Consider the following 23,269-nt stretch of genomic DNA (forward strand, 5'->3'; position numbering starts at 1 on the left):
CAGTGCGAATGGACAACCACTACAGATGGAGTACTATAGATGAAGTGGTTGAACGGACGGGCCGAATCCTCCCCGCCGTCCACCCCGGACAGCCCCCGATCCCAAGGACTCGTATGCGCAAGCTCACCTACCTCATCGGCGCCACCATCGACGGCTACATCGCCGCCCCGGACGGTGACTTCGACTTCTTCACCCCCTTCGTCACCGAGGACTACGCCCCCGCGCTGTTCGCCCAGTACCCGGAGACCCTCCCCACCCCCGCCCGCGCCGCGGTCGGCATCGCCGAGGCCCCCAACAAGCGCTTCGACACCGTCCTGATGGGTCGCGGCACCTACGACCCGGGGCTGGCCGCCGGCCTCACCAGCCCGTACGGCCACCTGCGGCAGATCGTGTTCTCCCGCACCCTCGACCCGGCGCTGGACCCGGAGGTGGAGATCACCTCGGAGGACCCGCTCGCGGTCGTCCGCCGGCTCAAGCAGGAGGAGGACGGGCTCGGCATCTGGCTCTGCGGCGGCGCCGACCTCGCCGGGCAGCTGCTGCCCGAGATCGACGAGCTGATCATCAAGCAGTACCCGGTGGTGGCCGGCGAGGGCATCCCGCTGTTCCGCGCGGGGTTCGAGCCGCGGGCCTTCACGCTCACGGACAGCCGGACCTTTCAGCGCGGGAACGTGGTGCTCACGTACGAGCGGGCGGCCTCGTAGCCGCGACCGGCCGTGGACGCTGCGGATACCGCGGGTTCCGCGGGTACCGCCGGACGGGTGCTGGGCGTACCGTGGGCGGCCCCGCCCAGGAGGTCCGCGCCCGTGCCCGAGTCCGGTGACGCCCTGCCGTTCTTCGTCTACGGGACGCTGCGCACCGGCGGGCGCAACCACGCCGTCCACCTCGCCGGGCGGTGCGCGGACGTCCGGCCGGCGGTGCTGGACGGCGCCGCGCTGCACCAGGGGCCCGGCTACCCGTACGCGGTGCCGGACGCCACCCCGGGGAGCCGGGTGCTCGGCGAGCTGATCACCGTCCGCCCCCGCGCGTACGCGACGGCACTCGCCGCGCTCGACCGGCTGGAGGACTGCCGGGCCGACGGCACGGGCCTGTACGTGCGGCGGCGGCTCGCGGTGCGGACGTCGACCGGCGGGACAACGGACGCGTGGGTGTACCTCGCCGGGCCGGCCGTCGAGGCGCGGCTGCGCGAGCGGCCGGCGCTGATCACCTCCGGGGACTGGGCATGGGCGGAGCGCGGAGCGCGGACGGCGAACGAATGACAGAGTTCACCTGACAGATGACAGGTGACAGGTGACAGATAACAGATGTTGAACTCTGAAAGCTGAAATCTGTTATCTGTTCGCTGACATCTGTTCGCCGACATCTGGCCGCTGAACGTCGAACACCGCCAGGTAGGCTGCCCCGGCCAGCAGGAACGCCCGCAGAACACCCGTAGAACGCCCGCAGGACCGAACGACGAGGAGCCACCCGGTGCCCGAGCAGCCACCCCCGATCACCGTCGTCGGGATCGGCGCCGAGGGCTGGTCAGGTCTCGCCCCCGACTCCCGGGCCGCACTGCTGGACGCCGAGGTGATCCTCGGCGCCCCCCGACAGCTGGACCTCCTCTCCAGGCCCGAGGTCACCGCCGAGCGCGTCGCCTGGCCGTCCCCGCTGCGCCCGGCCGTCCCCGGCCTGCTCGCCGCCCACGCCGGCCGCCGGATCGCCGTGCTGGCCAGCGGCGACCCGATGTTCTACGGCATCGGCCGCACCCTCGCCGAGACGGTCGGCCCCGAGCGGCTGCGCGTCCTGCCGCACCCCTCCTCCGTCTCCCACGCCTGCGCCCGGATCGGCTGGCCGCTGGAGGCCACCGAGGTCGTCAGCCTGGTCGGCCGCCCGCTGGACACCCTCGCCCTCGCCCTGCACCCCGGCCGCCGCCTGCTCGTCCTCAGCGCCGACGCCACCACCCCCGCCGCCGTCGCCGCGCTGCTCACCGCCCGCGGCTACGGCACCGCCCGTCTGCGCGTCCTCGAGAAGCTCGGCCACGCCCACGAACGGCAGCTCGACGGCCGCGCCGACGACTGGCCGCACCCGCCCGGCGACCCGCTCAACCTCATCGCCGTCGAGCTCGGCGACGGCCCGCGCGGCTCACTCGTCCCCGGCCTGCCCGACGCCTCCTACGAGAGCGACGGCCAGCTCACCAAGCGGCACGTGCGCGCCGCCACCCTCGCCGTACTCGCCCCGTCCCCCGGCGAACTGCTGTGGGACGTCGGCGGCGGCTCCGGCTCGATCGCCGTCGAGTGGCTGCGCGCCCACCGCGACTGCCAGGCCGTCAGCATCGAGCGCGACCCCGTCCGAGCCGAGCGCATCGCCCGCAACGCCGCCACCCTCGGTGTCCCCCGGCTGCGCGTGGTCACCGGCCCCGCCCCCGCCGCACTCGCCGAACTCCCCACCCCCGACGCCGTGTTCATCGGCGGCGGCCTCACCGCCCCCGGCCTGCTGGACAGTTGCTGGTCCGCGCTGCGCCCCGGCGGCCGCCTCGTCGCCAACACCGTGACGCTGGAGTCCGAGGCACTGCTCACCGAGTGGTACCGGCGCCACGGCGGGGAGCTCGTGAAGCTCGCCGTCGCCCACGCCGTGCCGGTCGGCGGCTTCACCGGATGGCGCCAGGCCATGCCGGTCACCCAGTGGTCCGCCGTCAAGCCCAACACCCCTCAGGAGAACGCCTCGTGACCGTCTACTTCATCGGAGCCGGCCCGGGCGCCGCCGACCTGATCACCCTGCGTGGCCAGCGCGTCCTGGCCCGCGCCGAGGTCTGCCTCTACGCCGGCAGCCTGGTGCCGCGCGAACTGCTCGACGCGTGCCCGCCCGGCGCCCGCCTCGTCGACACCGCGCAGCTCAACCTCGACCAGATCATCGCCGAGCTGGTCGCCGCGCACGAGGCGGGCCGGGACGTGGCCCGGCTGCACTCCGGCGACCCGTCCGTCTTCTCCGCCGTCGCCGAGCAGATGCGCCGCCTCGACGCGGCCGGCGTGCCGTACGAGGTGGTCCCCGGCGTCCCGGCGTTCGCCGCCGCCGCGGCCGCCCTGAAGCGGGAGTTGACCGTCCCGACGGTCGGCCAGACCGTCATCCTGACCCGGATCGCCAAGCGCGCCACCCCGATGCCCGAGGGCGAGGACCTGGCCACCCTCGGCCGCAGCGGCGCCCTGCTGGTGCTGCACCTGGCCGCCGGCTACGTGGACGACGTGGTCGAGCAGCTGCTCCCGCACTACGGCGCCGACTGCCCCACCGCCGTGGTCGCGATGGCCAGCCGCCCCGACGAACTGGTGCTGCGCGGCACGCTCGCCGACATCGCCGGGCAGGTCAAGGAGGCCGGCGTGGTCCGCACCGCCGTCATCATCGTCGGCCGCACCCTCGCCGCCGAGCAGTTCCGCGACAGCCACCTCTACTCGGCGGACCGCGAGCGCCCGCACGAGCCCTGCGGCGCGTGATGCGGCCCCTGCAGCACCTGCGACACCTGCTGATCCTCGGCGGCACGACCGAAGGCCGGGCGCTGGCCGCCGCGCTCGCCGACCGCCCCGGCCCGCGGGTCACCAGCTCGCTGGCCGGCCGGGTCGCCCAACCCCGGCTGCCCGCCGGGCAGGTGCGGATCGGCGGCTTCGGCGGCCCGGACGGCCTGGCCGCCTGGCTGCGCGCCGAACGGGTGGACGCCGTCGTCGACGCCACCCACCCGTTCGCCGCCGGCATCTCCCGCAACGCCGCCCTCGCGGCCGCCGCCACCGGCGTGCCGCTGCTGGTCCTGCGCCGCCCCGGCTTCACCGCGGCCCCCGGCGACCGCTGGCACCCGGTGCCCTCGCTCGCCGCGGCCGCCGAGCTGCTGCCCACGCTCGGTCGGCGGGTCTTCCTCACCACCGGGCGGCAGGGCATCGCCGCCTTCGCCCACCTCGACGGGCTCCAGTTCCTCGCCCGCTCGGTCGACCCGCCGGAGCCGCCGATGCCCGCGGCGCTCGAAGTCCTGCTGGACCGGGGCCCGTTCACCCTCGACGGCGAACGCGCGCTGCTGCGCGAGCACCGCGTCGACGTCCTCGTCACCAAGGACAGCGGCGGCGCCGCGACCGCCCCCAAGCTCACCGCCGCGCGCGAACTCGCCCTGCCCGTCGTCGTGGTGGAGCGTCCGCCGGTCCCGGCCGGGCTGCCCGTCGCCCCGGACGTCCCGGGCGCGCTGCACTGGCTGGAGCGACTGGAGCGGCCGGGGCGGCAGCCGGACCGATCCCACCGTCCCGCTTCGTGAAATTGCGGAGCGCCCGCACCCGCCGCGCGGCAGGATGAGGGCATGAGCGATGATCCCCGCACGTCCACACCCCGGACCGCCGACGAACGCGCCACCCTGGCAGGGTTCCTGGACTACCAGCGCGGCACCCTGGCGATGAAGTGTGCCGGCCTGAGCACCGAGCAGCTGCGCGCCCGCGTCCTCGCGCCGTCCGGGCTCTCCCTGCTCGGGCTGGTCCGGCACCTCGCCGAGGTCGAACGCGGCTGGTTCCGCAACGTGCTGGCCGGAGAGGACGCACCCGGCTTCTGGAGGCACCCGGACGGCTCCTACGCCGAGTTCGACGCCGACACCGCCGACCCGGAGGAGGCCTTCGCGATCTGGCGCCAGGAGTGCGACCACGCCCGGGAACTCGTCGCCGCCGCCGAGTCGTTGGACGTCCAGGGCCACTTCGGCGAGGAGGCGTTCTCGCTGCGCTGGATCCTCGGCCACATGATCGAGGAGTACGCCCGCCACAACGGCCACGCCGACCTGCTGCGCGAGCACCTGGACGGCACGACCGGCGAGTAGCCCACCCGGCGGCCGAGCGCAGTCCGGGCAGGCACCCGGAGAGGGAGCAGGGGATGCGCACCCGCCAGAAGGACCGCGACACCCCGGGGCCGTCCGACCCCTGGAACGAGATCGTCCCCGGGCTCTGGATGGGCGGGCACTACTGCACCCCGCCCGGCGGCGAGCTCGAACCCGCCGTCGTCCGGCCGACGCGACGGCGCTGGCCGTCCTCCGGGGCCGCCGGACGCTGGTGCGCTGCCACTCGGGCTACAACCGCTCGGGGCTGGTGGTGGCACAGGCGCTGGTCGGCCTGGGGCACGGCGCCGGGGAGGCCGTCCGGTTGGTACGGGAGCGACGCTCGCCGTGGGCGCTGAACAACCCGGTGTTCGTGGACTACCTGGACACCGGGTTGGACGTCGCCGCGCTGCTGTCCGGCCTCAACGGGTGAGGCCGAACATCGAGTTGACGGCCCGTCAGGCCGCCGCCGTACAGGCTCAGATGTCGCGGAAGGTCTCGATCTGGGCGCCGATGGAGTTCAGGCGCTCGGCCAGGTCCTCGTAGCCGCGGTTGATGACGTACACGTTGCGCAGCACGGAGGTGCCCTGGGCAGCGAGCATCGCGAGCAGGATGACCACGGCCGGGCGCAGCGCGGGCGGGCACATCATCTCGGCGGCGCGCCAGCGGGTGGGGCCCTGGACGAGGACGCGGTGCGGGTCGAGGAGCTTGACGTCCGCGCCGAGCCTGGTCAGCTCGGTGAGGTAGATGGCGCGGTTGTCGTAGACCCAGTCGTGGATCATCGTGGTGCCGTGCGCGGCCGCGGCGATGGCGGCGAAGAACGGCACGTTGTCGATGTTGATGCCCGGGAACGGCATCGGGTGGATGGTGTCGATCGGCGCGGTGAGCTTGGAGGGGCGCACGGTGAGGTCGACCAGGCGGGTGTGGCCGTTGTGGGCCCGGTACTCGGGGGTGCGGTCGTAGTCGAGGCCCATGCCCTCCAGGACCGCGAGCTCGATCTCCAGGAACTCGATCGGCACCCGGCGGATGGTCAGCTCGGAGGAGGTGACGACGGCGGCGGCGAGCAGGCTCATCGCCTCCACCGGGTCCTCGGCCGGGGTGTAGTCGACGTCGCAGGTGATCTGCGGGACGCCGTGCACGGTGAGGGTGGTGGTGCCGATGCCCTCGATCCGGACGCCCAGCTTCTCCAGGAAGAAGCACAGGTCCTGGACCATGTAGTTCGGCGAGGCGTTGCGGATGACGCTGACGCCGTCGTGCCGGGCGGCGGCGAGCAGGGCGTTCTCGGTGACGGTGTCCCCGCGCTCGGTCAGCACGATCGGCCGGTCCAGCGGGGTGCCGGGCTCGGCCGAGGCGTGGTAGGCGCCGCCGGTGGTGGCGACCTCCAGGCCGAAGCGGCGCAGCGCAGTCAGGTGCGGCTGGACGGTCCGGGTGCCGAGGTCGCAGCCGCCCGCGTACGGGATGGCGAAGCGCTCGGCGCGGTGCATCAGCGGGCCGAGGAACATCAGCACGCTGCGGGTGCGGCGGGCGGCCTCGACGTCCATCGCGGCGAGGTCGAGCTCGGCCGGCGGGGTGAGTTCGAGGTCGCGGCCCTCGTTGATCCAGCGGCTCCTGACGCCGATGCTGGTCAGCACCTCCAGGATGCGGTAGACCTCCTCGATCCGGGCGACGCTGCGGATCGTGGTGCGGCCGGTGGTCAGCAGCGAGGCGCAGAGGATCGCCACGCAGGCGTTCTTGCTGCTGCGGACGTCGATCGCGCCGGAGAGGCGGGTGCCGCCGGCGACGCGCAGGTGCATCGGGCCGGAGTAGCCGAGGGAGACGATCTCGCTGTCGAGGGCCTCGCCGATGCGGGCGATCATCTCAAGGCTGACGTTCTGCTTGCCCTGTTCGATGCGGTTGACCGCGCTCTGGCTGGTGCCGAGTGCCTCGCCGAGCTGCGCCTGGGACCAGCCGCGGTGCTGACGAGCGGTACGGATGAGGGTGCCGATACGGGTGAGGTAGTCGCCTGTCACTCGGCAGACCATATCTCATGGTTGAGATGGCACCAGAATCAAGAGCGCGCGTGGCGCCACTTTTGTCCGTTTCTCACCCTGTATGCGCATCGGATCTTCACATCACCGTGCGATATTCCTGAGGTTCTGCTGTGCAAGCGCGGCACAGGAGTTCACGCCGTGGACGGCCCCAGCGGTTCCGCCCGGCCCACGATGGTGCCCGCCCGGTCGATGCAGATGACGTCCACCGCGACCGGCGAGCCCACCAGCACGCCCAGCGCCGTCGCCCGGGCCGCCTCCGCGACCAGGTCGCCCAGCGGCACCCCGGCCTCCCGGCACAACTGCACCGCCTGCAGGCCGGTGTTGGCCCCCGCCACCGCCTGCGCCAGCGCCTCGTCCGCGCCGCCGCGCCGGGCCAGGTCCGCCAGGTACCCCTTGTCCACCTGGGAGCGCGCCGAGTGCAGGTCCAGGTGGCCGGCGGCGAGCTTGGACAGCTTGGCGAAGCCGCCCGCGATGGTCAGCCGGGGCACCGGGTGGCGCTTGAGGTACTTGAGGACGGCCCCGGCGAAGTCGCCCATGTCGAGCAGCGCGTCCTCGGGCAGCCCGTGCACCGCGACCGCGACCTTCTCCGAGGTCGAACCGGTGCAGCCCGCCACGTGGGTGCGCCCGGCGGCGCGGGCCACGTCGACACCGCGCCGGATCGAGTCGATCCACGCCGAGCAGGAGTAGGGGACGACGATGCCGGTGGTACCCAGGATGGACAGGCCGCCGAGGATGCCCAGGCGGGGGTTCCAGGTCGAACGGGCGATCTCCTCGCCGTGGTCGACGGAGATCTCCACCACCACGTCCCCGCTGCCGCCGTGCTCGGCGGCCACCTCGGCGACGGCGTCCCGGATCATCTGCCGGGGCACCGGGTTGATCGCGGGCTCGCCGACCGGCAGCGGCAGGCCCGCCTTGGTGACCGTCCCCACACCCGGCCCGGCCCGGAAGACCACCCCGGCGCCGGGCTCGCCCGCCCGTACGGTGGCGCGGATCAGGGCGCCGTGGGTGACGTCGGGGTCGTCGCCGGCGTCCTTGACCACCCCGGCCATGGCGCTGGACCGGGCCGGTCCGGCGGCCGGCTCCCCGGCGGTCGACCGGTCGGCTGCCGGCTGCTCGGCGGTCGACTGCTCGGTCGCCGGCTCCCCGGCGGTCAGCCGCTCGGCCGCGAGGGCGAAGGCCGGCTGCTGGCCCTTGGGGAGGGTGATGGTGACCGGGTCCGGGAACGCGCCGGTGAGCAGTGCGGTGTACGCGGCCTTGGTGGCGGCGGTGGCGCAGGCGCCCGTCGTCCAGCCGTGTCGCAGGCCGCTGCTCTTCAGCTGCCCGGCCCGGCCGCCCGCACCGGCACCCGCACCGGTGCCCGTCGTGGCGCCGACGTCGGCTCCCGTACCGGCCCCGGCTCCGGTTCCGGCTCCTGCTTCGGCTCCCGCTGCGGCCACCTGTGCCTCGCTTCCCACGACGCCCGCGCCCGGCCACCTCGGCCGGACCAGCCGATTTTCCCCCACCCGCCCCACCGCAGCACGACCGGGGCGGGCCCTGCCGCCGGACCGACGGGCCGGTGCGGGAAGCGGTGCGGGAGGGAGCGCGGGAAGCGGTGCGGGAAGCGGGGAGGAACCACCGCCGGGCGTTCTCGAACTGTTCTCCGCACGGGTCTCCCCCCGCCCGACTACCAGCGAGTAATCTTTCGCTCCGTTAATTAGCGGGTTCATGACGCCGGCGGGGTTCCTCACACCGGCCGCTTCGTGGTGCCCGCAGGGTCCATGACGCGTGGTCCGGCGACCGGTACATCCGGCCGGGCCGTCAGTAACTGGGGGTTTCCCGTGGCAGCGATGAGACGTCGCACCTTCCTCACCGGCACGTCGGTGGCCGCCGCCTGGTCGGCCCTGTCGCTCGGCGGCGCGCAGTTCGCCTCGGCGGCGGCGCGCGAGCAGGCGCTGGCGACCACGGCCGCGCGCGCGGTCAGCGTCACCGGCACCACGCTCGAACAGGTGGCCACGCCGGTCGGCACCGGCGGCTACAAGCGGCTGACCGCCGGGCCGGGCTGGCCCCTGATGGTGCGCGGCGACCTCGCCGCGGCGGGCGACGGGCGCGACGACCGCCGCACCGGGCTGGCCAGCTTCGTCCAGTTCAGCGACCTGCACCTGGTGGACACCGAGTCCCCGGTGCGCTTCGAGTACCTCGCCAAGCTCACCGGCAGCGCCTACCGGCCGCAGGAGGCACTGAACGCGCGTGGCGTCTCCTCCCTCGTCGAGCGGGTCAACTCGCTGGCCGGCGGCCCCTACACCGGCCTGCCGTTCAGCATGGTGATGGCCACCGGCGACAACACCGACAACCACGAGCTGGCCGAACTCGACTGGTACCTCAAGGTCATGGGCGGCGGACGGCTCGCCCAGAACACCGGCGACACCAGCCGGTACGAAGGCGTGCAGAACTCCGGCAACGCCGCCTTCTGGAACCCCGAACTCGCCTACGCCGACAGCTACAAGGCCAAGGGCTTCCCCCAGGTGCCCGGCTTCCTCTCCGCCGCAGGCCGCCCCTTCGACGCGCCCGGCCTGCGCACCCCCTGGTACACCACGGTCGGCAACCACGACGACAGCATCGAGGGCTCGCTGCCCGACTTCGGGCTCCTCAACGACCTCTACACCGGCGGCTACAAGCTGGAGGGCTGCGACGACGCGACCGCCGGCCAGCTGGCGGATTCGCTGCGCCGCGACCCGGCGGGCGCCGTGCTGCTGCTCGCCAAGCTGATCGCGAGCGGCGAGGCGGTCCGCGAGGTCACCCCGGACGAGCGCCGACACCCGTTCACGCTCAAGGAGTTCGCCAAGGCGCACCTCGACCCGGCCGCCACCGGCGCCGGCCCGTACGGGCACGGCTTCACCTCGGACATGGTGAGCAGCGGCAAGCTCTACTACACCTTCCGCATCTCGGAGAAGGTCGTCGGCATCAGCCTGGACACCACCAACCAGGCCGGATTCGCGGACGGTTCGCTGGGCACCGCCCAACTGCGCTGGCTGGAGCAGCAATTGAAGGCGCACAGCGGGCACTGGTACGACACCAACGGGAACCGGGTCACGGGCGGCAGCACGGACGACCTGATCCTGGTCTTCAGCCACCACACCAGCACCAGCATGGGCAACCTGCTGCCGGACCCGCGCAACATCTTCGAGAAGCGGCACGACGGCAACGAGCTGGTGGCACTGCTCCAGCGCTACCCGAACGTGGTCGGGTGGGTGAACGGCCACACCCACATGAACAAGATCACGCCGCACGGGCACGCCGTGCCGGAGCGGGCGTTCTGGGAGATCAACACCGCCTCGCACATCGACTACCCGCAGCACGGGCGCATCATCGAGATCGCGGACAACGGGGACGGCACGATCTCCCTGTTCACCACGCTCATCGAGTCCGCCGCGCCGTACGCGACGGACTTCGCCAGCACCTCGGACGCCAACCTGGCGGCGCTCTACCGCGAGCTGTCGTACAACGACCCGAACGGGCGCCCGACCGCACTGCTGGGCGCGGGCGAGGACCACAACACGGAGCTGCTGCTCACCAAGCCGACCCGGTGACCGGGCGCCGGACGACCGCGCCCTCCGGGTGACGGCCACCGCGGGGTGACGGCGAACAGATAACAGATAACAGAACACAGACGACAGATAACAGCGGACAGATTTCATCGTCTGTTCGCTGTTATCTGTTCGCTGTTATCTGTTCGCCGTCAGCTGCCAGCCGTCAGCCGGCAGCCGTTCTGCCGTCGCCCGTCAGTCCGGGTACCGCCGTGGCGTCCAGACGACCTCGACGCCCGACGCCCGCTCGACCGCCTGGGTCTGCGAGGAGCCGATGAGCAGGATCGTCCGCATGTCCACCAGGGCCGGGTCCAGCTCGCCGAGCCGGACGATCCGGACGCGTTCGGTCGGGCCTCCGACGTCCCGCGCCATCACCACCGGGGTCTGCGGCGCGCGGTACTCCAGCAGCAGGTCGCGGGCCAGGCCGACCTGCGTGGTCCGGGACTTCGAGCCCGGGTTGTACAGCGCCAGCACCAGGTCGGCCTCGGCGGCGGCGCGCAGCCGCTTCGCGACCGCGTCCCACGGCTTGAGCCGGTCCGACAGCGACACCACCGCGTAGTCGTGCCCGAGCGGGGCGCCGGCCCGGGAGGCGGCCGCGTGGGCGGCGGTCATCCCCGGCACGATCCGCACCGGCACGTCCCGGTAGGCGGGCTCGCAGGCGACCTCCAGCACGGCGGTGGCCATCGCGAAGACGCCCGGGTCGCCGGAGGACACCACGCAGACCCGGTGTCCGCGCCGGGCGAGGTCCAGGGCGAACTCGGCGCGCTCCGACTCGACCTTGTTGTCGGAGCCGTGCCGCTGCTGCCCCGGCCGCTCGGGCACCCGGTCCAGGTAGGTGGTGTAGCCGACCAGGTCGGTGGCCTCGGCCAGCGCGCCGCGCGCCTCCGCGGTGAGCCACAGCGGCCCGGCCGGCCCGGTGCCGACCACGGTCACGCTGCCCATGCCGTCCGCCAGCCGTACGGTCGGCTCCAGCGGCGCGACCTTGCTCGGCAGCACCGCGACCGAGAAGTACGGCACGCTGTCGCCGTCGATCTCGGCGAGCGGCGCGATCCGCTCCCCGTCCTGGTAGGCGCGTTCGACGTACTGGGCGTCGGCGAGCCGGCCCGCGCGCTCCAGGGCCCGCCGGACGGCCGGGAAGGTGCGCCCCAGCTTCATGATCACGGCGGAGTCGGCGGCCGCGATCCGGGCGGTCAGCTCCTCCTCGGGCAGCGTGCCCGGGATGACGGTGAGCGTCTCCTCGGCCTCGGTCAGCGCCTGTCCGAGCCGGGCGGCGGCGGCGCTGACCGAGGTCACGCCGGGCACCACCTCGGTCGGGTAGCGGTGCGCGAGCCGCTTGTGCATGTGCTGGTAGGAGCCGTAGAAGAGCGGGTCGCCCTCGGCGAGGACGACGACGTCGCGCCCGGCGTCCAGGTGGGCGGCGAGCCGGTCGGCGGCCTCCGTGTAGAAGTCGTCGAGCGCGCCCCGGTAGCCGCCCGGGTGGTCGGTGCTCTCGACGGTGAGCGGATAGACCAGCTTCTCCTCGATCTGACCGCCCGTCAGGTAGCGCTCGGCGATCGAGCGCGCGATGGAGCGACCGTGCCGGGCGCTGTGGTACGCCACCACGTCGGCCTTGCCGATGAGTTCGGCCGCGCGGACGGTGACCAGCGACGGGTCGCCCGGGCCGAGCCCGACCCCGTACAGCCGCCCGGTGGCGCCACCCTGACGATCCTGGCCAGTCTGACGATCCGTCACTCTGCTTCGCTCGCAATCGCGTTGATCGCGGCGGCGGCCATCGCGCTGCCGCCGCGCCGGCCGCGCACCACCAGGTGCTCCAGGCCGGACGGGTGCTCGGCCAGGGCCTGCTTGGACTCGGCGGCGCCGATGAAGCCGACCGGGACGCCGATCACCGCGGCCGGACGCGGCGCGCCCGCCTCGATCATCTCCAGCAGCCGGAACAGCGAGGTCGGCGCGTTGCCGACCGCCACCACCGCACCCTCCAGACGGGGCAGCCACAGCTCCATGGCGGCGGCGCTGCGGGTGTTGCCCATCGCGCGGGCCAGCTCGGGCACCGACGGGTCGGTGAGGGTGCAGATCACCTCGTTGTCGGCGGGCAGCCGCTTGCGGGTCACGCCGCTGGCCACCATGTTGACGTCGCACAGGATCGGCGCCCCGGCGTGCAGGGCGGCGCGCGCGGAGGCGACCACGCCGGGCGAGTACACCAGGTCCTCGACCAGGTCGACCATGCCGCAGGCGTGGATCATCCGCACCGCGACCTGGGAGACGTCCGCCGGAAGGGCGGCCAGGTCGGCCTCCGCCCGGATGGTGGCAAAGGACTGGCGGTAGATGGACGCGCCGTCCTTCTCGTACTCGATCACTTCGTGGTCCTCCTGGCCGCGGCGACCGCCTCGGCCGTCTGCTCGTTCCTCACGTCCACGGACACGTTCACGGACACGTCCACGGAAGGGCCCGCGGTCGTCGCCGGCCCGTTGACCGTCACCCGGTAGCCGTGCCCCGTGGCGAGCACGTCCACCCATCGCCCGGCCGGGTGGCCGCAGCGCCGTTCACAGCCGGACCAGTGCACCGGCAGTGCGCCCGGCCCGGATTCCGCCGACTCCAGCGCCCGCGCCGCGTCCGCCCGGACGTCGGCGAGCGACTTGGCGCAGCCCGGCAGCCCGGTGCAGGCGGTGGCCCGCTCCCAGGCCGAGCCCGGCTCGGTGCGCACGCCGGCCGCCGCCAGGGCGGGCAGCCGGTCGGCCGGGGCGCCCGGCAGGACCACGCCGCGCCAGGGGGTCAGCCGCAGTTCGCCCGCCGAGGCGGCGACGAGCGCGCGCCACTGGGCGGCGCTCGCGCGGCCGAAGCGCAGGCCCACCGAGAGAGCGCCGGGCAGCGCACCGACGGCGGGTGCCTGCCCGGCGAACGCGGGCAGTTCCACGGCGCCGGCCGGCAGCCGGCCGCTGCCCCGGTCGGGCAGCAGGTCCGCCACCTCGCGCACGTGCCAGGCCTTGCGCCCGGTGGCGCGCAGCACGTCCAGGAACGCGTGCGCCGCGTCCAGGACGGCCGTCACCTCCTGCCCGGGCTCGACCGGGTGCCCGTAGGCGGCGCGCCCGAGGCGCAGCAGCGCGGGCCGGCCCGTGCCGGCAGCACCCGCATCAGCAGCGCCCGAAGCACCGGCGTCCGAGCCTGCGATCAATGTCACATCGGCGTCGAGCGCGGCGACATCGCCCCGCCCGTCGTCCAGCGCGAACAGGAACTTGCCGGAGAGCCCGGCCGCCCAGTCGCTCGCGCACAGCCGCGCGTCCAGTTCCCGTACCCAGGGCCGCAGATCGGCACCCGGAGCGCCCCCCGCGACGGGCAGGCCGGCCAGCGGCGAGGCCACGATGTTGCGCACCCGCTCGTGCGTGTCCGAGGGCAGCAGGCCCACCGCCCGCAGCCGGTCGGCGAGTTCGGCCGCGCAGTGCGAACCCAGGCCGCGCAGTTGGACGTTGCCGCGCGAGGTGGTCTCCAGCGCGCCGTCGCCCAGGGCTTCGGCCGCCTCGGCCAGCGCAAGCGCCTGACGGTCCGTCAGGAGCCCGCCGGGCAGCCGGACGCGGGCGAGGGCGCCGTCGTCGGCGGCGTGCAGGCGCAGCGCGCCGGGGCAGGCGTCCGCGCGCCCCCGGTCTGGCACCCCCCGGTCGGACGCCGCGGCGCCCGGCGCGGCGGCGTCGGGTGTCGGTGGCATGGCGGCGAGCATACAGATGATCCGATCGGTTGCCCCCGTCCGCTGCATCACATTCCCGGGCCGCCCCGCGCCCGGGCCCGCTCGTGCCGGCGCCCGTGCCGGCGCTCCGCCGACCGCTCCCGCCACCGGCCGCTCTCCCGCAGGTCAGCCGTACCCCGTACGATGCTGCCGGGCGGTCCCGGCGGACCGCCCGACGCCAGCGACGGCGCAGGGGAGGAAACCGGTGCGAACCCGGTGCGGTCCCGCCACTGTGACCGCGGCGCACCGGGAAGCCGGTGGACCGCGGGAGCCAGGAACTCCTGCCGTCCTCCACCGGCCCGGGGCGCGGACCCCGAGGAAGGCAGTCATGCACCAGCGCTGTCGCATGCCCGCACCCGTGTCCCCGGCCACCACCACGGCCACTGCGGCCACCACGGCCGACCCGGCCACCACGGCCAACCCGGCCATCCCGGCCGACCCGGCCACCGACGAGGCCGGGAGGGCCTTCGCATGATCCTGCTGCTGTCGACGTCCGACACCGACCTGCTGAGCGCCCGCGCCTCGGACGGACCTGTCCGCTACCGGCTCGGCAACCCGGCCCGGCTGACCGCCGAGGACCTGCCGGCGCTGCTGGAGGGCACCGAGCTCGTCGTGGTCCGCCTGCTCGGCGGGCGCCGCGCCTGGCAGGAGGGCCTGGACGCGCTGCTCGCCGGCCCCCGCCCGGTCGTCGTGCTGACCGGCGAACAGGCCCCCGACGCCCAGCTGATGGAGCTGTCCACCGTCCCGGCCGGCATCGCCGCCGAGGCCCACGCCTACCTCGCCCACGGCGGCGCCGCCAACCTGGCCGAGCTGGGCGCCTTCCTCTCCGACACGGTGCTGCTGACCGGCCACGGCTTCGCCCCGCCCGCCTCCGCACCCGCCTGGGGGCCGCTGGAGCGCGAAGCCCGTACGAACGACGGCCCGACCGTCGCGGTGCTCTACTACCGCGCCCACCACATGAGCGGCAACACCGCCTTCGTGGAGACGCTCTGCCGGGCCGTCGAGGACCAGGGCGCGCAGGCCCGCGCGTACTACTGCGCCTCGCTGCGCGGCGCCGAGCCCGAGCTGCTGGCCGCGCTCGGCGAGGCCGACGCGATCGTCACCACCGTGCTCGCCGCCGGCGGCACCCGCCCGGCCGACGCGCAGGCCGGCGGCGACGAGGAGGCCTGGGACGCGGGCGCGCTCGCCGCCCTGGACCGGCCGATCCTGCAGGCCCTGTGCCTGACCTGGTCGCGCGCCCAGTGGGAGGCCAGCGACGACGGCCTGTCCCCGCTGGACACCGCCACCCAGGTCGCCGTGCCCGAGTTCGACGGCCGCCTGATCACCGTGCCGTTCTCCTTCAAGGAGCTCGACGAGGACGGCCTGACCGTCTACGCCGCCGACCCGGAGCGCGCCGCCCGCGTCGCCGGAACCGCCGTCAGCCACGCCCGGCTGCGCCACGTCCCCGCCGCCGAGCGCCGCCTCGCCCTCGTGCTGTCCGCGTACCCGACCAAGCACGCCCGGGTCGGCAACGCGGTCGGCCTGGACACCCCGGCCAGCGCCGTCCGGCTGCTGGAGCGGCTGCGCGCCGAGGGCATGGACCTCGGGGACGACCTGCCCGGGTTCGACGGCACCGAGACCGAGGGCCACGAGGGCGACGCGATCATCCACGCCCTGATCGCCGCCGGCGGCTACGACCAGGACTGGCTGACCGAGGACCAGCTCGCCCGCAACCCCGTGCGCATCCCCGCCGCCGACTACCGCCGCTGGTACGCCACCCTCCCCCAGGCCCTGCGCGAGCAGGTCGAGGAGCACTGGGGCCCGGCCCCCGGCGAGCTGTACGTCGACCGCTCGCAGAACCCGGACGGCGACATCGTGCTCGCCGCGATCCGCTCCGGGAACCTGCTCGTCCTCATCCAGCCGCCGCGCGGCTTCGGCGAGAACCCGGTCGCCATCTACCACGACCCCGACCTGCCGCCGAGCCACCACTACCTGGCCGCCTACCGCTGGATCGAGGCCGCGCAGGCCGACGGCGGCTTCGGCGCCCACGCCGTCATCCACCTCGGCAAGCACGGCAACCTGGAGTGGCTGCCCGGCAAGACCGCCGCGCTGTCCGCCGAGTGCGGCCCGGACGCCGTCCTCGGCAACCTGCCGCTGGTCTACCCCTTCCTCGTCAACGACCCGGGCGAGGGCACCCAGGCCAAGCGCCGCGCCCACGCCACCCTCGTCGACCACCTCGTGCCGCCGATGGCCCGCGCCGACTCCTACGGCGACATCGCGCGCCTGGAGCAGCTCCTCGACGAGCACTCCAACATCGCCGCGATGGACCCGGCCAAGCTGCCCGCCATCCGCGCCCAGATCTGGACCCTCATCCAGGCCGCCAAGCTCGACCACGACCTCGGCCTCGACGAGCGCCCCGAGGACGACGGCTTCGACGACTTCCTGCTGCACGTCGACGGCTGGCTCTGCGAGGTCAAGGACGCCCAGATCCGCGACGGCCTGCACGTCCTCGGCCAGGCCCCCGCCGGCACCGACCGGGTCAACATCGTGCTCGCGATCCTGCGCGCCCGCCAGATCTGGGGCGGCGTCAGCGCCCTGCCCGGCCTGCGCGAGGCGCTCGGCCTGGACGAGGCCGCCCTCACCCTGGGCGCCACCGACGCCGCCGAGGCGCAGGCCCGCGCCCTGGTCGAGGCCATGGAGGCCGAGGACTGGGCGCCCGAGGCCGTCGAGAAGGTCGCCGCCGGGCACCCGGAGGCCGTCCGCGAGGTCCTGGCCTTCGCCGCCACCCAGGTCGTGCCGCGCCTGGCCGCCACCACCGACGAACTGGACGCCGTCCTGCACGCCCTCCAGGGCGGCTTCGTCCCGGCCGGGCCCTCCGGCTCCCCGCTGCGCGGCCTGGTCAACGTGCTGCCGACCGGCCGCAACTTCTACTCCGTCGACCCGAAGGCCGTCCCCAGCAAGCTCGCCTGGGAGACCGGCCAGGCCCTCGCCGCCTCGCTGGTCGAGCGCTACCGGGCCGACAACGACGGCGCGTTCCCGCCCTCGGTCGGGCTCTCGCTCTGGGGCACCAGCGCCATGCGCACCGCCGGCGACGACATCGCCGAGGCCTTCGCGCTGCTCGGCGTGCGCCCCGTCTGGGACGAGGCCTCCCGCCGGGTCACCGGCCTGGAGCCGATCCCGCTGGACGAACTCGGCCGCCCGCGCATCGACGTGACGCTGCGCATCTCCGGCTTCTTCCGGGACGCCTTCCCGCACGTCGTCGCCCTGCTGGACGACGCGGTGCGCCTGGCCGCCGCCCAGGAGGAGGCCGACGCGGACAACTTCGTCCGCGCGCACGTGCAGGCCGACCTGGCCGTGCACGGCGACGAGCGCAAGGCCACCGTCCGCGTCTTCGGCTCCCGCCCGGGCACCTACGGCGCCGGCCTGCTCCAGCTGATCGACAGCCGCGACTGGCGCACCGACGCCGACCTCGCCGAGGTCTACACCGTGTGGGGCGGCTACGCGTACGGGCGCGGGCTGGACGGCCGCCCGGCGCGCGAGGAGATGGAGACCGCGTACAAGCGGATCACCGTCGCCGCGAAGAACACCGACACCCGCGAGCACGACATCGCCGACTCGGACGACTACTTCCAGTACCACGGCGGCATGGTGGCCACCGTCCGCGCCCTCACCGGCAAGGCGCCGACCGCCTACATCGGCGACTCCACCCGCCCGGAGACCGTCCGCACCCGGACGCTGACCGAGGAGGCCGCCCGCGTCTTCCGCGCCCGGGTCGTCAACCCGCGCTGGATCGAGGCGATGCGCCGCCACGGCTACAAGGGCGCCTTCGAGATGGCCGCGACCGTGGACTACCTGTTCGGCTACGACGCCACCACGGGCGTGGTCGCGGACTGGATGTACGAGAAGCTGACCCAGGAGTACGTCCTCGACCCGGTCAACCGGGAGTTCCTGGCCGGCGCCAACCCCTGGGCGCTGCACGGCATCAGCGAGCGCCTGCTGGAGGCGGCCAGCCGCGGCCTGTGGGAGCAGCCGGACCCGGCGCTGATCGAGCAGCTGCAGGCGGCGTTCCTGGAGACCGAGGGCGACCTGGAGGGCGACGAGGGCTGACCGGTCACCGCCGGACGGGGCCGCCGGTGTCGTCACCGGCGGCCCCGTCCTCAGGTGCGGTGACCGGCGTGCGGTGACCGGGGTGCGGTGACCGGGGTGGTGCCGGTCGTTCCGATGACCGGCGTCAACTTCGTGTGCAGCCGTCTGGCACCGATCGCGGCCCAAGCGGACAATACGGGTCATGTCGCGCCGCACCGGTACCGCCAGCCCAGACCTGAGCACGACCACCGCCGACGACCGGGAGGCGCCCGCGCCGCACCGGTACCGGGGGCGGGTGGGGGCGCTGGCGTGCGGGGCCGTGCCGGTGCTGGCCTTCCCGGCCGCCGGGCAGGCCTGGCTGGCGTGGGTCGCGCTCGTGCCCGGGCTGCTGCTGATGCAGCGGGCGCCCTCGGCGCGGGAGGCGGCGGTGCGCGGCTGGTGGTTCGGCGCCGGGTTCATCCTGACCGCGATGTACTGGCTGGTGCCGTCCATCGGCCCCGGACTGCCGGTCCTCGCCGGCCTGTTCGGCGCCCTTCAGGGCGCCCTCGGCTACGCCGTGCACCGGCTGCTGCGGCCGCCGCTGACCACCCGGCGGGCGCTGCTGGCCCTGCTGGTCGTCCCCGCGGTGTGGGTGACCACCGAGTACGCGCGCTCCTGGCACGCGCTCGGCGGGCCGTGGGCCCTGCTCGGCGCCACCCAGTGGCAGCACCCGGCCGTCCTGGCGCTGGCCTCGGCGGGCGGGATCTGGCTGGTCAGCGCGGCGGTCGCGGCCGTCAACACCGGGGTGCTGGTGCTGCTGACGGCGGTGCACTGGCGGCCGCGGGCCGTCGCCGCGCTGAGCGCCGTCCTCGTGCTGGCGGCCGGGCCGCTGCTGTTCGCGCTGCGCGAGGCGCCGGTACGGGACGGCGCGGTGACGGTGGTGCTGGTGCAACCGGGCATCGTGGCCGACCCGCAGGAGCGGTTCGAGGCGAGCGCCCGGGCCACCGAGGCACTGGTCGGGCAGCCGGTGGACCTGATCGTCTGGGGCGAGAGCAGCACCACCGCCGACCTGGACCGCGACCCGGCCGCGCTCGACCGGCTGCGCGGGCTCGCCGCCACCACCGGCGCGCAGGTGCTGGCCGGGGAGGACGCGCGCAAGGCGGACGGGCGGATCTCCAAGGACGCGGTTCTGGTCGCGCCGGTCGGCGTGGTGGACCGCTACCGCAAGATCCGGCTGGTGCCGTTCGGCGAGTACATCCCGATGCGGCCCGCGCTCGGCTGGATCGCCGGGGTCAGCCGGGCGGCGGGGGAGAACCGGGCGCCCGGCACCGCCTTCCACGTCCTCCCGGCGACCGACCGAACGGGCCGGCCGCTGCCGGTCGGCGCGCTGATCTGCTTCGAGTCCGCGTTCCCGGACATGGCCCGCACCGCGGCGCAGGACGGCGCCCGGGTACTGGTGTACCAGTCCTCGACCTCGACGTTCCAGCGCACCTGGGCGCCCGAGCAGCACGTCTCGCTGGCGGCGATCCGGGCCGCCGAGACCGGCCGCCCGGCCGTGCAGGCCTCGCTGACCGGGGTGTCGGCGGCCTTCGACGCGCAGGGCCGCGAACTCGCCCGGCTGGGCACCGACGCCACCGGCGCGCTGACCGTCCGGCTGCCGCTCACCGCGCCCGGCACGCAGACCTGGTACGACCGGGTCGGCGACGTGGTGCCGGTGGGCGCGCTGCTGGTCACGGCGGGCGCGGCGGTGGGCGGGTGGCGCGCCCGGGCCGCGCGGCGCCGGGCTCAGCCGGCCGTACCGGCGCTGTAGACGCCGAACGCGGCGCCCTGGGCGTCGCGCAGCACGGCGATCCGCCGGCCGCCCGGCATGGAGTAGGCGGGCATCAGCACGTCCGCGCCGAGGGCGACCGCCCGCTCGGCCGTGTTGTCGACGTCGGCGACCGAGAAGTACGGCAGCCAGTGCGGCGGCACCTCGGGCGGGAAGTTCTCGCCCATCGCCGGCATGCCGCCGAAGTCCTGCCCGGCCAGGCCCCACTGGGTGTAGTGCTCGGACGGGGCGACGGACCAGCCGAAGACGGTCGGGTAGAAGGCGATCGCGCCGTCCGGGTTACGGGTGAGCAGCTCGACCCAGCCGAGTGAGCCGGGTTCGTTGAACACCCCGGCGCCCGGGAAGGCGCGGGGCTGCCACAGCGTGAAGACCGCGCCGGACGGGTCGGCGGCCACCGCGAAGCGGCCGAGGTCGAACACGTCGGTGGGCTCCACCAGCAGGCTGCCGCCGCCGTCCTTGATCCGCGCCGCGGTGTCGTCGGCGTCGGCGACCGCGAAGGACACCGTCCACGCCGTGGGCTGCCTCGGCGCGTACCGCGGGGTGACGGCGGCCGCCGGGGCGTCGCCGAGGTGCATCTGGGTGTAGCCGCCGGCCTCGGGGCGCACGTCGGTGTCGGCGCGCCAGCCGAACAGTTCGGCGTAGAACGCCTTGGCGGCGGCCGGGTCCGAGGTGCCCAGCTCGACCCAGCAGGGGCCGTTGGTGGTCACCGAGGTCTGCTTCATGGCTGCACGCCTTTCCGATGGGCCCTCGGACGCGGCCGTCGCGCCGCCCGCCCGCGCCCCAGCATGCGGGGCGCGGGCGGGCGGCGGCGGGCGGTGGTGGGCCGAACGGGGTGGCGCGGGCGTGACGGCGTGGGCGGGACGGCGTGGGCGGGGCGGGGCGTGCGAACAGGTGACAGCGAACAACTTTCAGTGTTCAGCTTTCAGATTTCAGATGTTGAAAGCTGTCATCTGTTTTCTGTCAGCTGTCAGCTGTTCGCTGCCGTCCGGACCCGCCAACCGCCCGGCCGTCCCCTCAGCGGGCCGTCCGCGCCACCGGGATCCACAGCTCGGCGTTCGCGTCGCCCGTGCCCGGGACGAACCGGACCACCAGGGTCTCGGGGCCCGGCCGGGACTCGTACGGGTTGGACGGGAACCACTGGCCGTACACGTCCCCCCACATCTCCTGCAGGGCCTGCGGGAACGGCCCCGCGTTGGTGAACACGGCCCACGTGCCGGCCGGGACGTGCAGGACGTCCAGGTCGTCCGGGACGACGGCGTCCTCGCGCGCCACCACCGCGTGCCAGTAGTCGAGTTCGGAGCCCTCCTCGCGCCCCGGCTCGAAGTTGTCGCTCACCGACACGATGCCGAGCGGGTCCTTGCCGGTCAGCGCGTTGATCCGCTCGACGGTCTCCGTGCCCAGCCCCTTGATGAACTCGGCGATGTGCGGGTTGACGCCCTGGTAGATGAGCGGCACCCGGGCCTTCTTGCCGACGATGCGGAAGTCCGGCTTCTCGACGATTCGGTATTCCATACTGCTGCTTCCTTCCACGACGAGTCGGAAGGACATCCTGGGCTGGGAGGTCAGCACCGCACCGTCGCGCCGGGCCTCGCCCGGTCCGACGCCGTGCATCGCCCGGAACGCCCGGGCGAACGCCTCCCCCGACGTGTAGCCGTACCTGACCGCGATGTCGAGCAACGTCCGCTCGCCGTCGAGGACTTCGGCCCCGGCGACGGTCAGCCGCCGGCGCCGGACGTACTCCGAGAGCGGCATTCCGGCGAGCATCGAGAACAGCCGCCGGAAGTGGTACTCCGACGTCATCGCGATGCGCGCCAGCTCGGCCACGTCGACCTCGCCGTCCAGCCGCCGTTCGATGTCCTCCATCGCCCGGTTCAGGTGCTCCAACACGCTTGCCCCGTCCTTCCCTTGCTGATCTCCACCGTAGGAACCGCCCGCCCCCGCCCACCCGACGATCCGTGCCCGCTACGGTCGGGTCGCGGCCGGGCCGCGGCCGGGCAGCGGACCCGAGGTCACGGACCCGGGGTCACGGACTCGAGGTCGCGGACTCGAGGTCGCGGAAGAAGGCCCGGATGTCGCCGACCAGCAGCTCGGGCTCCTCCATCGCCGCGAAGTGCCCGCCGCGGTCGAACTCCGTCCACCGGACGATGTTGTTGCTGCGCTCGGCGACGTGGCGCAGCACGAGGAAGTTCTCCTGCGGGAAGGCCGCGAAGGCGGTCGGGGCCCCGGACGGCTCCGGCGGCGCGCCCCAGTAGTCGGCGTGGGCCCGCTCGTAGTAGATGCGGGCGGACGAGCCGGCGGTGCCGGTCAGCCAGTACACCATCACGTTGGTGAGCAGGTGGTCCCGGTCGACCGCGCCCTCCGGGCGGTCGCGGGTGTCGGCCCACTCGTGGAACTTCTCGGCGATCCAGGCGAGTTGGCCGACCGGCGAGTCGGTGAGGGCGTAGGCGAGGGTCTGCGGGCGGGTGGACTGGATATCGGCGTAGCCCTGCTTGTCGCGGTTCCAGGCCTTCGTCCGCTCCCAGGAGGCGAGGGTGCGTTCGCGTTCGGCGGGGCCGAGCGCGGCGAGTTCGTCCTCGGTGGGCTCGGCGGCCGCCGCGGCGCCGGGGATCAGGTTCAGGTGGACGCCGATCACCGACTCGGGGCGGGTGCGCCCGAGTTCGCGGGAGACGGCCGAGCCCCAGTCGCCGCCCTGGACGCCGTAGCGCGGGTAGCCGAGGCGTCGCATCAGTTCGGCGAAGGCGGCCGCGACGCGCCGGTACTCCCAGCCCTGGTCACGGGTGGGGCCGGAGAAGCCGAAGCCGGGGATGCTCGGCAGCACGAGGTGGAAGGCGTCGGCGCGCTCGCCGCCGTGGGCCGCGGGGTCGGTGAGCGGGCCGACGATGTGCTCGAACTCCACGATGGAGCCCGGCCATCCGTGCGTGACCAGCAGCGGCGTGGCGTCCGGCTCCGGGGAGCGGATGTGGGCGAAGTGGACGTCGGCGCCGTCGATCGTGGTCATGAACTGCGGCCACTCGTTCAGCCGGGCCTCGGCGGCCCGCCAGTCGTAGCCGTGGCGCCAGTGGTGCACGAGCTCCTTCAGGTGGTCGCGCGGGACGCCGTACTGCCAGCCGACGCCGGGCAGTTCGTCCGGCCACCTGGTCCGGTCGAGCCGCCGGTTGAGGTCGTCCAGGTCCTCGTCGGGGACGTCGATGCGGAACGGCCGGATGGTCTCGTCGGGTGGCGTCGTCATAGCGACGCAGCATAGACGGCCCGGCGCACACCAAGATCGACAGCGGGACCGGAACC

At 74.2% G+C, this 23,269-nt stretch carries 18 protein-coding genes, 1 pseudogene and 1 riboswitch; of the genes and pseudogenes, 11 read left to right on the forward strand and 8 right to left on the reverse strand.

Annotated features, from left to right (window positions below; all coding sequences use genetic code 11):
- Positions 1–113 precede the first annotated feature (113 nt).
- From AB2U05_RS05035 to AB2U05_RS05065, 7 genes and pseudogenes are all read left to right on the forward strand, one after another.
- Positions 114–701, forward strand: a complete 588-nt coding sequence (locus AB2U05_RS05035; protein ID WP_045710842.1) for a dihydrofolate reductase family protein — start codon at positions 114–116, stop codon at positions 699–701.
- Positions 702–803: 102 nt separating this feature from the next.
- Positions 804–1,256 carry a gamma-glutamylcyclotransferase family protein gene (locus AB2U05_RS05040; RefSeq protein ID WP_045699532.1) on the forward strand — a complete coding sequence of 151 codons (453 nt, stop codon included), beginning with the start codon at positions 804–806 and terminating at the stop codon, positions 1,254–1,256.
- A gap of 211 nt (positions 1,257–1,467) precedes the next feature.
- On the forward strand, positions 1,468–2,706 hold the full coding sequence (cbiE, locus tag AB2U05_RS05045; protein ID WP_369182524.1) for a precorrin-6y C5,15-methyltransferase (decarboxylating) subunit CbiE: 1,239 nt from the start codon (positions 1,468–1,470) through the stop codon (positions 2,704–2,706).
- Positions 2,703–3,464: a precorrin-4 C(11)-methyltransferase gene (cobM, locus tag AB2U05_RS05050; protein ID WP_369182525.1), complete on the forward strand. Its 762-nt coding sequence runs from the start codon at positions 2,703–2,705 to the stop codon at positions 3,462–3,464. Before cbiE ends, cobM begins: the two co-directional genes overlap by 4 nt.
- Positions 3,464–4,264 carry a cobalt-precorrin-6A reductase gene (locus AB2U05_RS05055; protein WP_369185898.1) on the forward strand — a complete coding sequence of 267 codons (801 nt, stop codon included), beginning with the start codon at positions 3,464–3,466 and terminating at the stop codon, positions 4,262–4,264. The genes cobM and AB2U05_RS05055 overlap by 1 nt, the downstream gene beginning before the upstream one ends.
- 42 nt (positions 4,265–4,306) lie before the next feature.
- Complete coding sequence (locus tag AB2U05_RS05060; protein ID WP_045699523.1) at positions 4,307–4,810, forward strand: DinB family protein; 504 nt, start codon at positions 4,307–4,309, stop codon at positions 4,808–4,810.
- A 53-nt stretch (positions 4,811–4,863) separates the two neighbouring features.
- Positions 4,864–5,237 (forward strand): annotated as a pseudogene (locus tag AB2U05_RS05065) (protein phosphatase).
- 46 nt (positions 5,238–5,283) lie between these two features.
- On the opposite strand, the gene AB2U05_RS05070 reads toward AB2U05_RS05065, so the two are convergent.
- Both AB2U05_RS05070 and AB2U05_RS05075 read right to left on the reverse strand, forming a co-directional pair.
- A complete protein-coding gene (locus AB2U05_RS05070; RefSeq protein WP_369182526.1) occupies positions 5,284–6,813 on the reverse strand; it encodes a UDP-N-acetylglucosamine 1-carboxyvinyltransferase in 1,530 nt (509 codons plus the stop codon).
- 152 nt (positions 6,814–6,965) lie between these two features.
- A complete protein-coding gene (locus AB2U05_RS05075; protein ID WP_369185899.1) occupies positions 6,966–8,150 on the reverse strand; it encodes a cobalt-precorrin-5B (C(1))-methyltransferase in 1,185 nt (394 codons plus the stop codon).
- 510 nt (positions 8,151–8,660) lie between these two features.
- Here AB2U05_RS05075 and AB2U05_RS05080 point away from each other — a divergent pair.
- On the forward strand, positions 8,661–10,400 hold the full coding sequence (locus AB2U05_RS05080; RefSeq protein WP_208615506.1) for a TIGR03767 family metallophosphoesterase: 1,740 nt from the start codon (positions 8,661–8,663) through the stop codon (positions 10,398–10,400).
- Positions 10,401–10,592: 192 nt separating this feature from the next.
- Here the strand turns inward: AB2U05_RS05080 and AB2U05_RS05085 are convergent, their stop codons facing one another.
- The 3 genes from AB2U05_RS05085 to AB2U05_RS05095 are packed head-to-tail and all read right to left on the reverse strand — an operon-like array spanning position 10,593 to position 14,094.
- Entirely contained in the window at positions 10,593–12,128 is a 1,536-nt protein-coding gene (locus tag AB2U05_RS05085) for a precorrin-2 C(20)-methyltransferase (RefSeq protein WP_045710187.1), read from the reverse strand.
- Positions 12,125–12,751, reverse strand: a complete 627-nt coding sequence (locus AB2U05_RS05090) for a precorrin-8X methylmutase (RefSeq protein ID WP_363569100.1) — start codon at positions 12,749–12,751, stop codon at positions 12,125–12,127. The genes AB2U05_RS05085 and AB2U05_RS05090 overlap by 4 nt, the downstream gene beginning before the upstream one ends.
- Positions 12,748–14,094: a hypothetical protein gene (locus AB2U05_RS05095; RefSeq protein WP_369182527.1), complete on the reverse strand. Its 1,347-nt coding sequence runs from the start codon at positions 14,092–14,094 to the stop codon at positions 12,748–12,750. The genes AB2U05_RS05090 and AB2U05_RS05095 overlap by 4 nt, the downstream gene beginning before the upstream one ends.
- Before the next feature lie 213 nt (positions 14,095–14,307).
- Positions 14,308–14,393: riboswitch (cobalamin riboswitch) on the forward strand.
- A 65-nt stretch (positions 14,394–14,458) separates the two neighbouring features.
- Between AB2U05_RS05095 and AB2U05_RS05100 the strand changes: the two genes are divergently transcribed.
- The 3 genes from AB2U05_RS05100 (at position 14,459) to lnt (ending at position 19,966) form a co-directional block, all read left to right on the forward strand.
- Positions 14,459–14,587 (forward strand): hypothetical protein, encoded by a 129-nt coding sequence (locus AB2U05_RS05100; RefSeq protein ID WP_369182528.1) that lies wholly within the window; start codon positions 14,459–14,461, stop codon positions 14,585–14,587.
- Positions 14,584–18,198, forward strand: a complete 3,615-nt coding sequence (gene cobN, locus AB2U05_RS05105; RefSeq protein ID WP_369182529.1) for a cobaltochelatase subunit CobN — start codon at positions 14,584–14,586, stop codon at positions 18,196–18,198. The genes AB2U05_RS05100 and cobN overlap by 4 nt, the downstream gene beginning before the upstream one ends.
- 181 nt (positions 18,199–18,379) lie before the next feature.
- Entirely contained in the window at positions 18,380–19,966 is a 1,587-nt protein-coding gene (gene lnt / locus AB2U05_RS05110) for an apolipoprotein N-acyltransferase (protein ID WP_369182530.1), read from the forward strand.
- Here lnt and AB2U05_RS05115 read toward each other — a convergent pair.
- From AB2U05_RS05115 to AB2U05_RS05125, 3 genes are all read right to left on the reverse strand, one after another.
- Positions 19,942–20,706: a VOC family protein gene (locus AB2U05_RS05115; protein ID WP_369182531.1), complete on the reverse strand. Its 765-nt coding sequence runs from the start codon at positions 20,704–20,706 to the stop codon at positions 19,942–19,944. The genes lnt and AB2U05_RS05115 overlap by 25 nt on opposite strands.
- Positions 20,707–20,998: 292 nt before the next feature.
- Positions 20,999–21,871, reverse strand: a complete 873-nt coding sequence (locus tag AB2U05_RS05120) for an AraC family transcriptional regulator (protein ID WP_045699508.1) — start codon at positions 21,869–21,871, stop codon at positions 20,999–21,001.
- A gap of 136 nt (positions 21,872–22,007) precedes the next feature.
- Complete coding sequence (locus AB2U05_RS05125) at positions 22,008–23,213, reverse strand: epoxide hydrolase family protein (protein ID WP_369182532.1); 1,206 nt, start codon at positions 23,211–23,213, stop codon at positions 22,008–22,010.
- Positions 23,214–23,269 lie beyond the last annotated feature (56 nt).

The organism is Streptomyces sp. Y1, assembly GCF_041053115.1.
In the GTDB taxonomy this organism is placed as follows: Bacteria; Actinomycetota; Actinomycetes; order Streptomycetales; family Streptomycetaceae; genus Kitasatospora; species Kitasatospora rubellomurina.

What these genes read in the sequence shown, in the direction of transcription:
- AB2U05_RS05035 (WP_045710842.1), top strand. Translation starts at nt 114, where the DNA reads ATGCGCAAGCTCACCTACCTCATCGGCGCCACCATCGACGGCTACATC.
- AB2U05_RS05055 (WP_369185898.1), top strand. Translation starts at nt 3,464, where the DNA reads ATGCGGCCCCTGCAGCACCTGCGACACCTGCTGATCCTCGGCGGCACG.
- AB2U05_RS05060 (WP_045699523.1), top strand. Translation starts at nt 4,307, where the DNA reads ATGAGCGATGATCCCCGCACGTCCACACCCCGGACCGCCGACGAACGC.
- AB2U05_RS05080 (WP_208615506.1), top strand. Translation starts at nt 8,661, where the DNA reads ATGAGACGTCGCACCTTCCTCACCGGCACGTCGGTGGCCGCCGCCTGG.
- AB2U05_RS05095 (WP_369182527.1), bottom strand. Translation starts at nt 14,094, where the DNA reads ATGCCACCGACACCCGACGCCGCCGCGCCGGGCGCCGCGGCGTCCGAC.
- AB2U05_RS05100 (WP_369182528.1), top strand. Translation starts at nt 14,459, where the DNA reads ATGCCCGCACCCGTGTCCCCGGCCACCACCACGGCCACTGCGGCCACC.
- cobN (WP_369182529.1), top strand. Translation starts at nt 14,584, where the DNA reads ATGATCCTGCTGCTGTCGACGTCCGACACCGACCTGCTGAGCGCCCGC.
- lnt (WP_369182530.1), top strand. Translation starts at nt 18,380, where the DNA reads ATGTCGCGCCGCACCGGTACCGCCAGCCCAGACCTGAGCACGACCACC.
- AB2U05_RS05115 (WP_369182531.1), bottom strand. Translation starts at nt 20,706, where the DNA reads ATGAAGCAGACCTCGGTGACCACCAACGGCCCCTGCTGGGTCGAGCTG.
- AB2U05_RS05125 (WP_369182532.1), bottom strand. Translation starts at nt 23,213, where the DNA reads ATGACGACGCCACCCGACGAGACCATCCGGCCGTTCCGCATCGACGTC.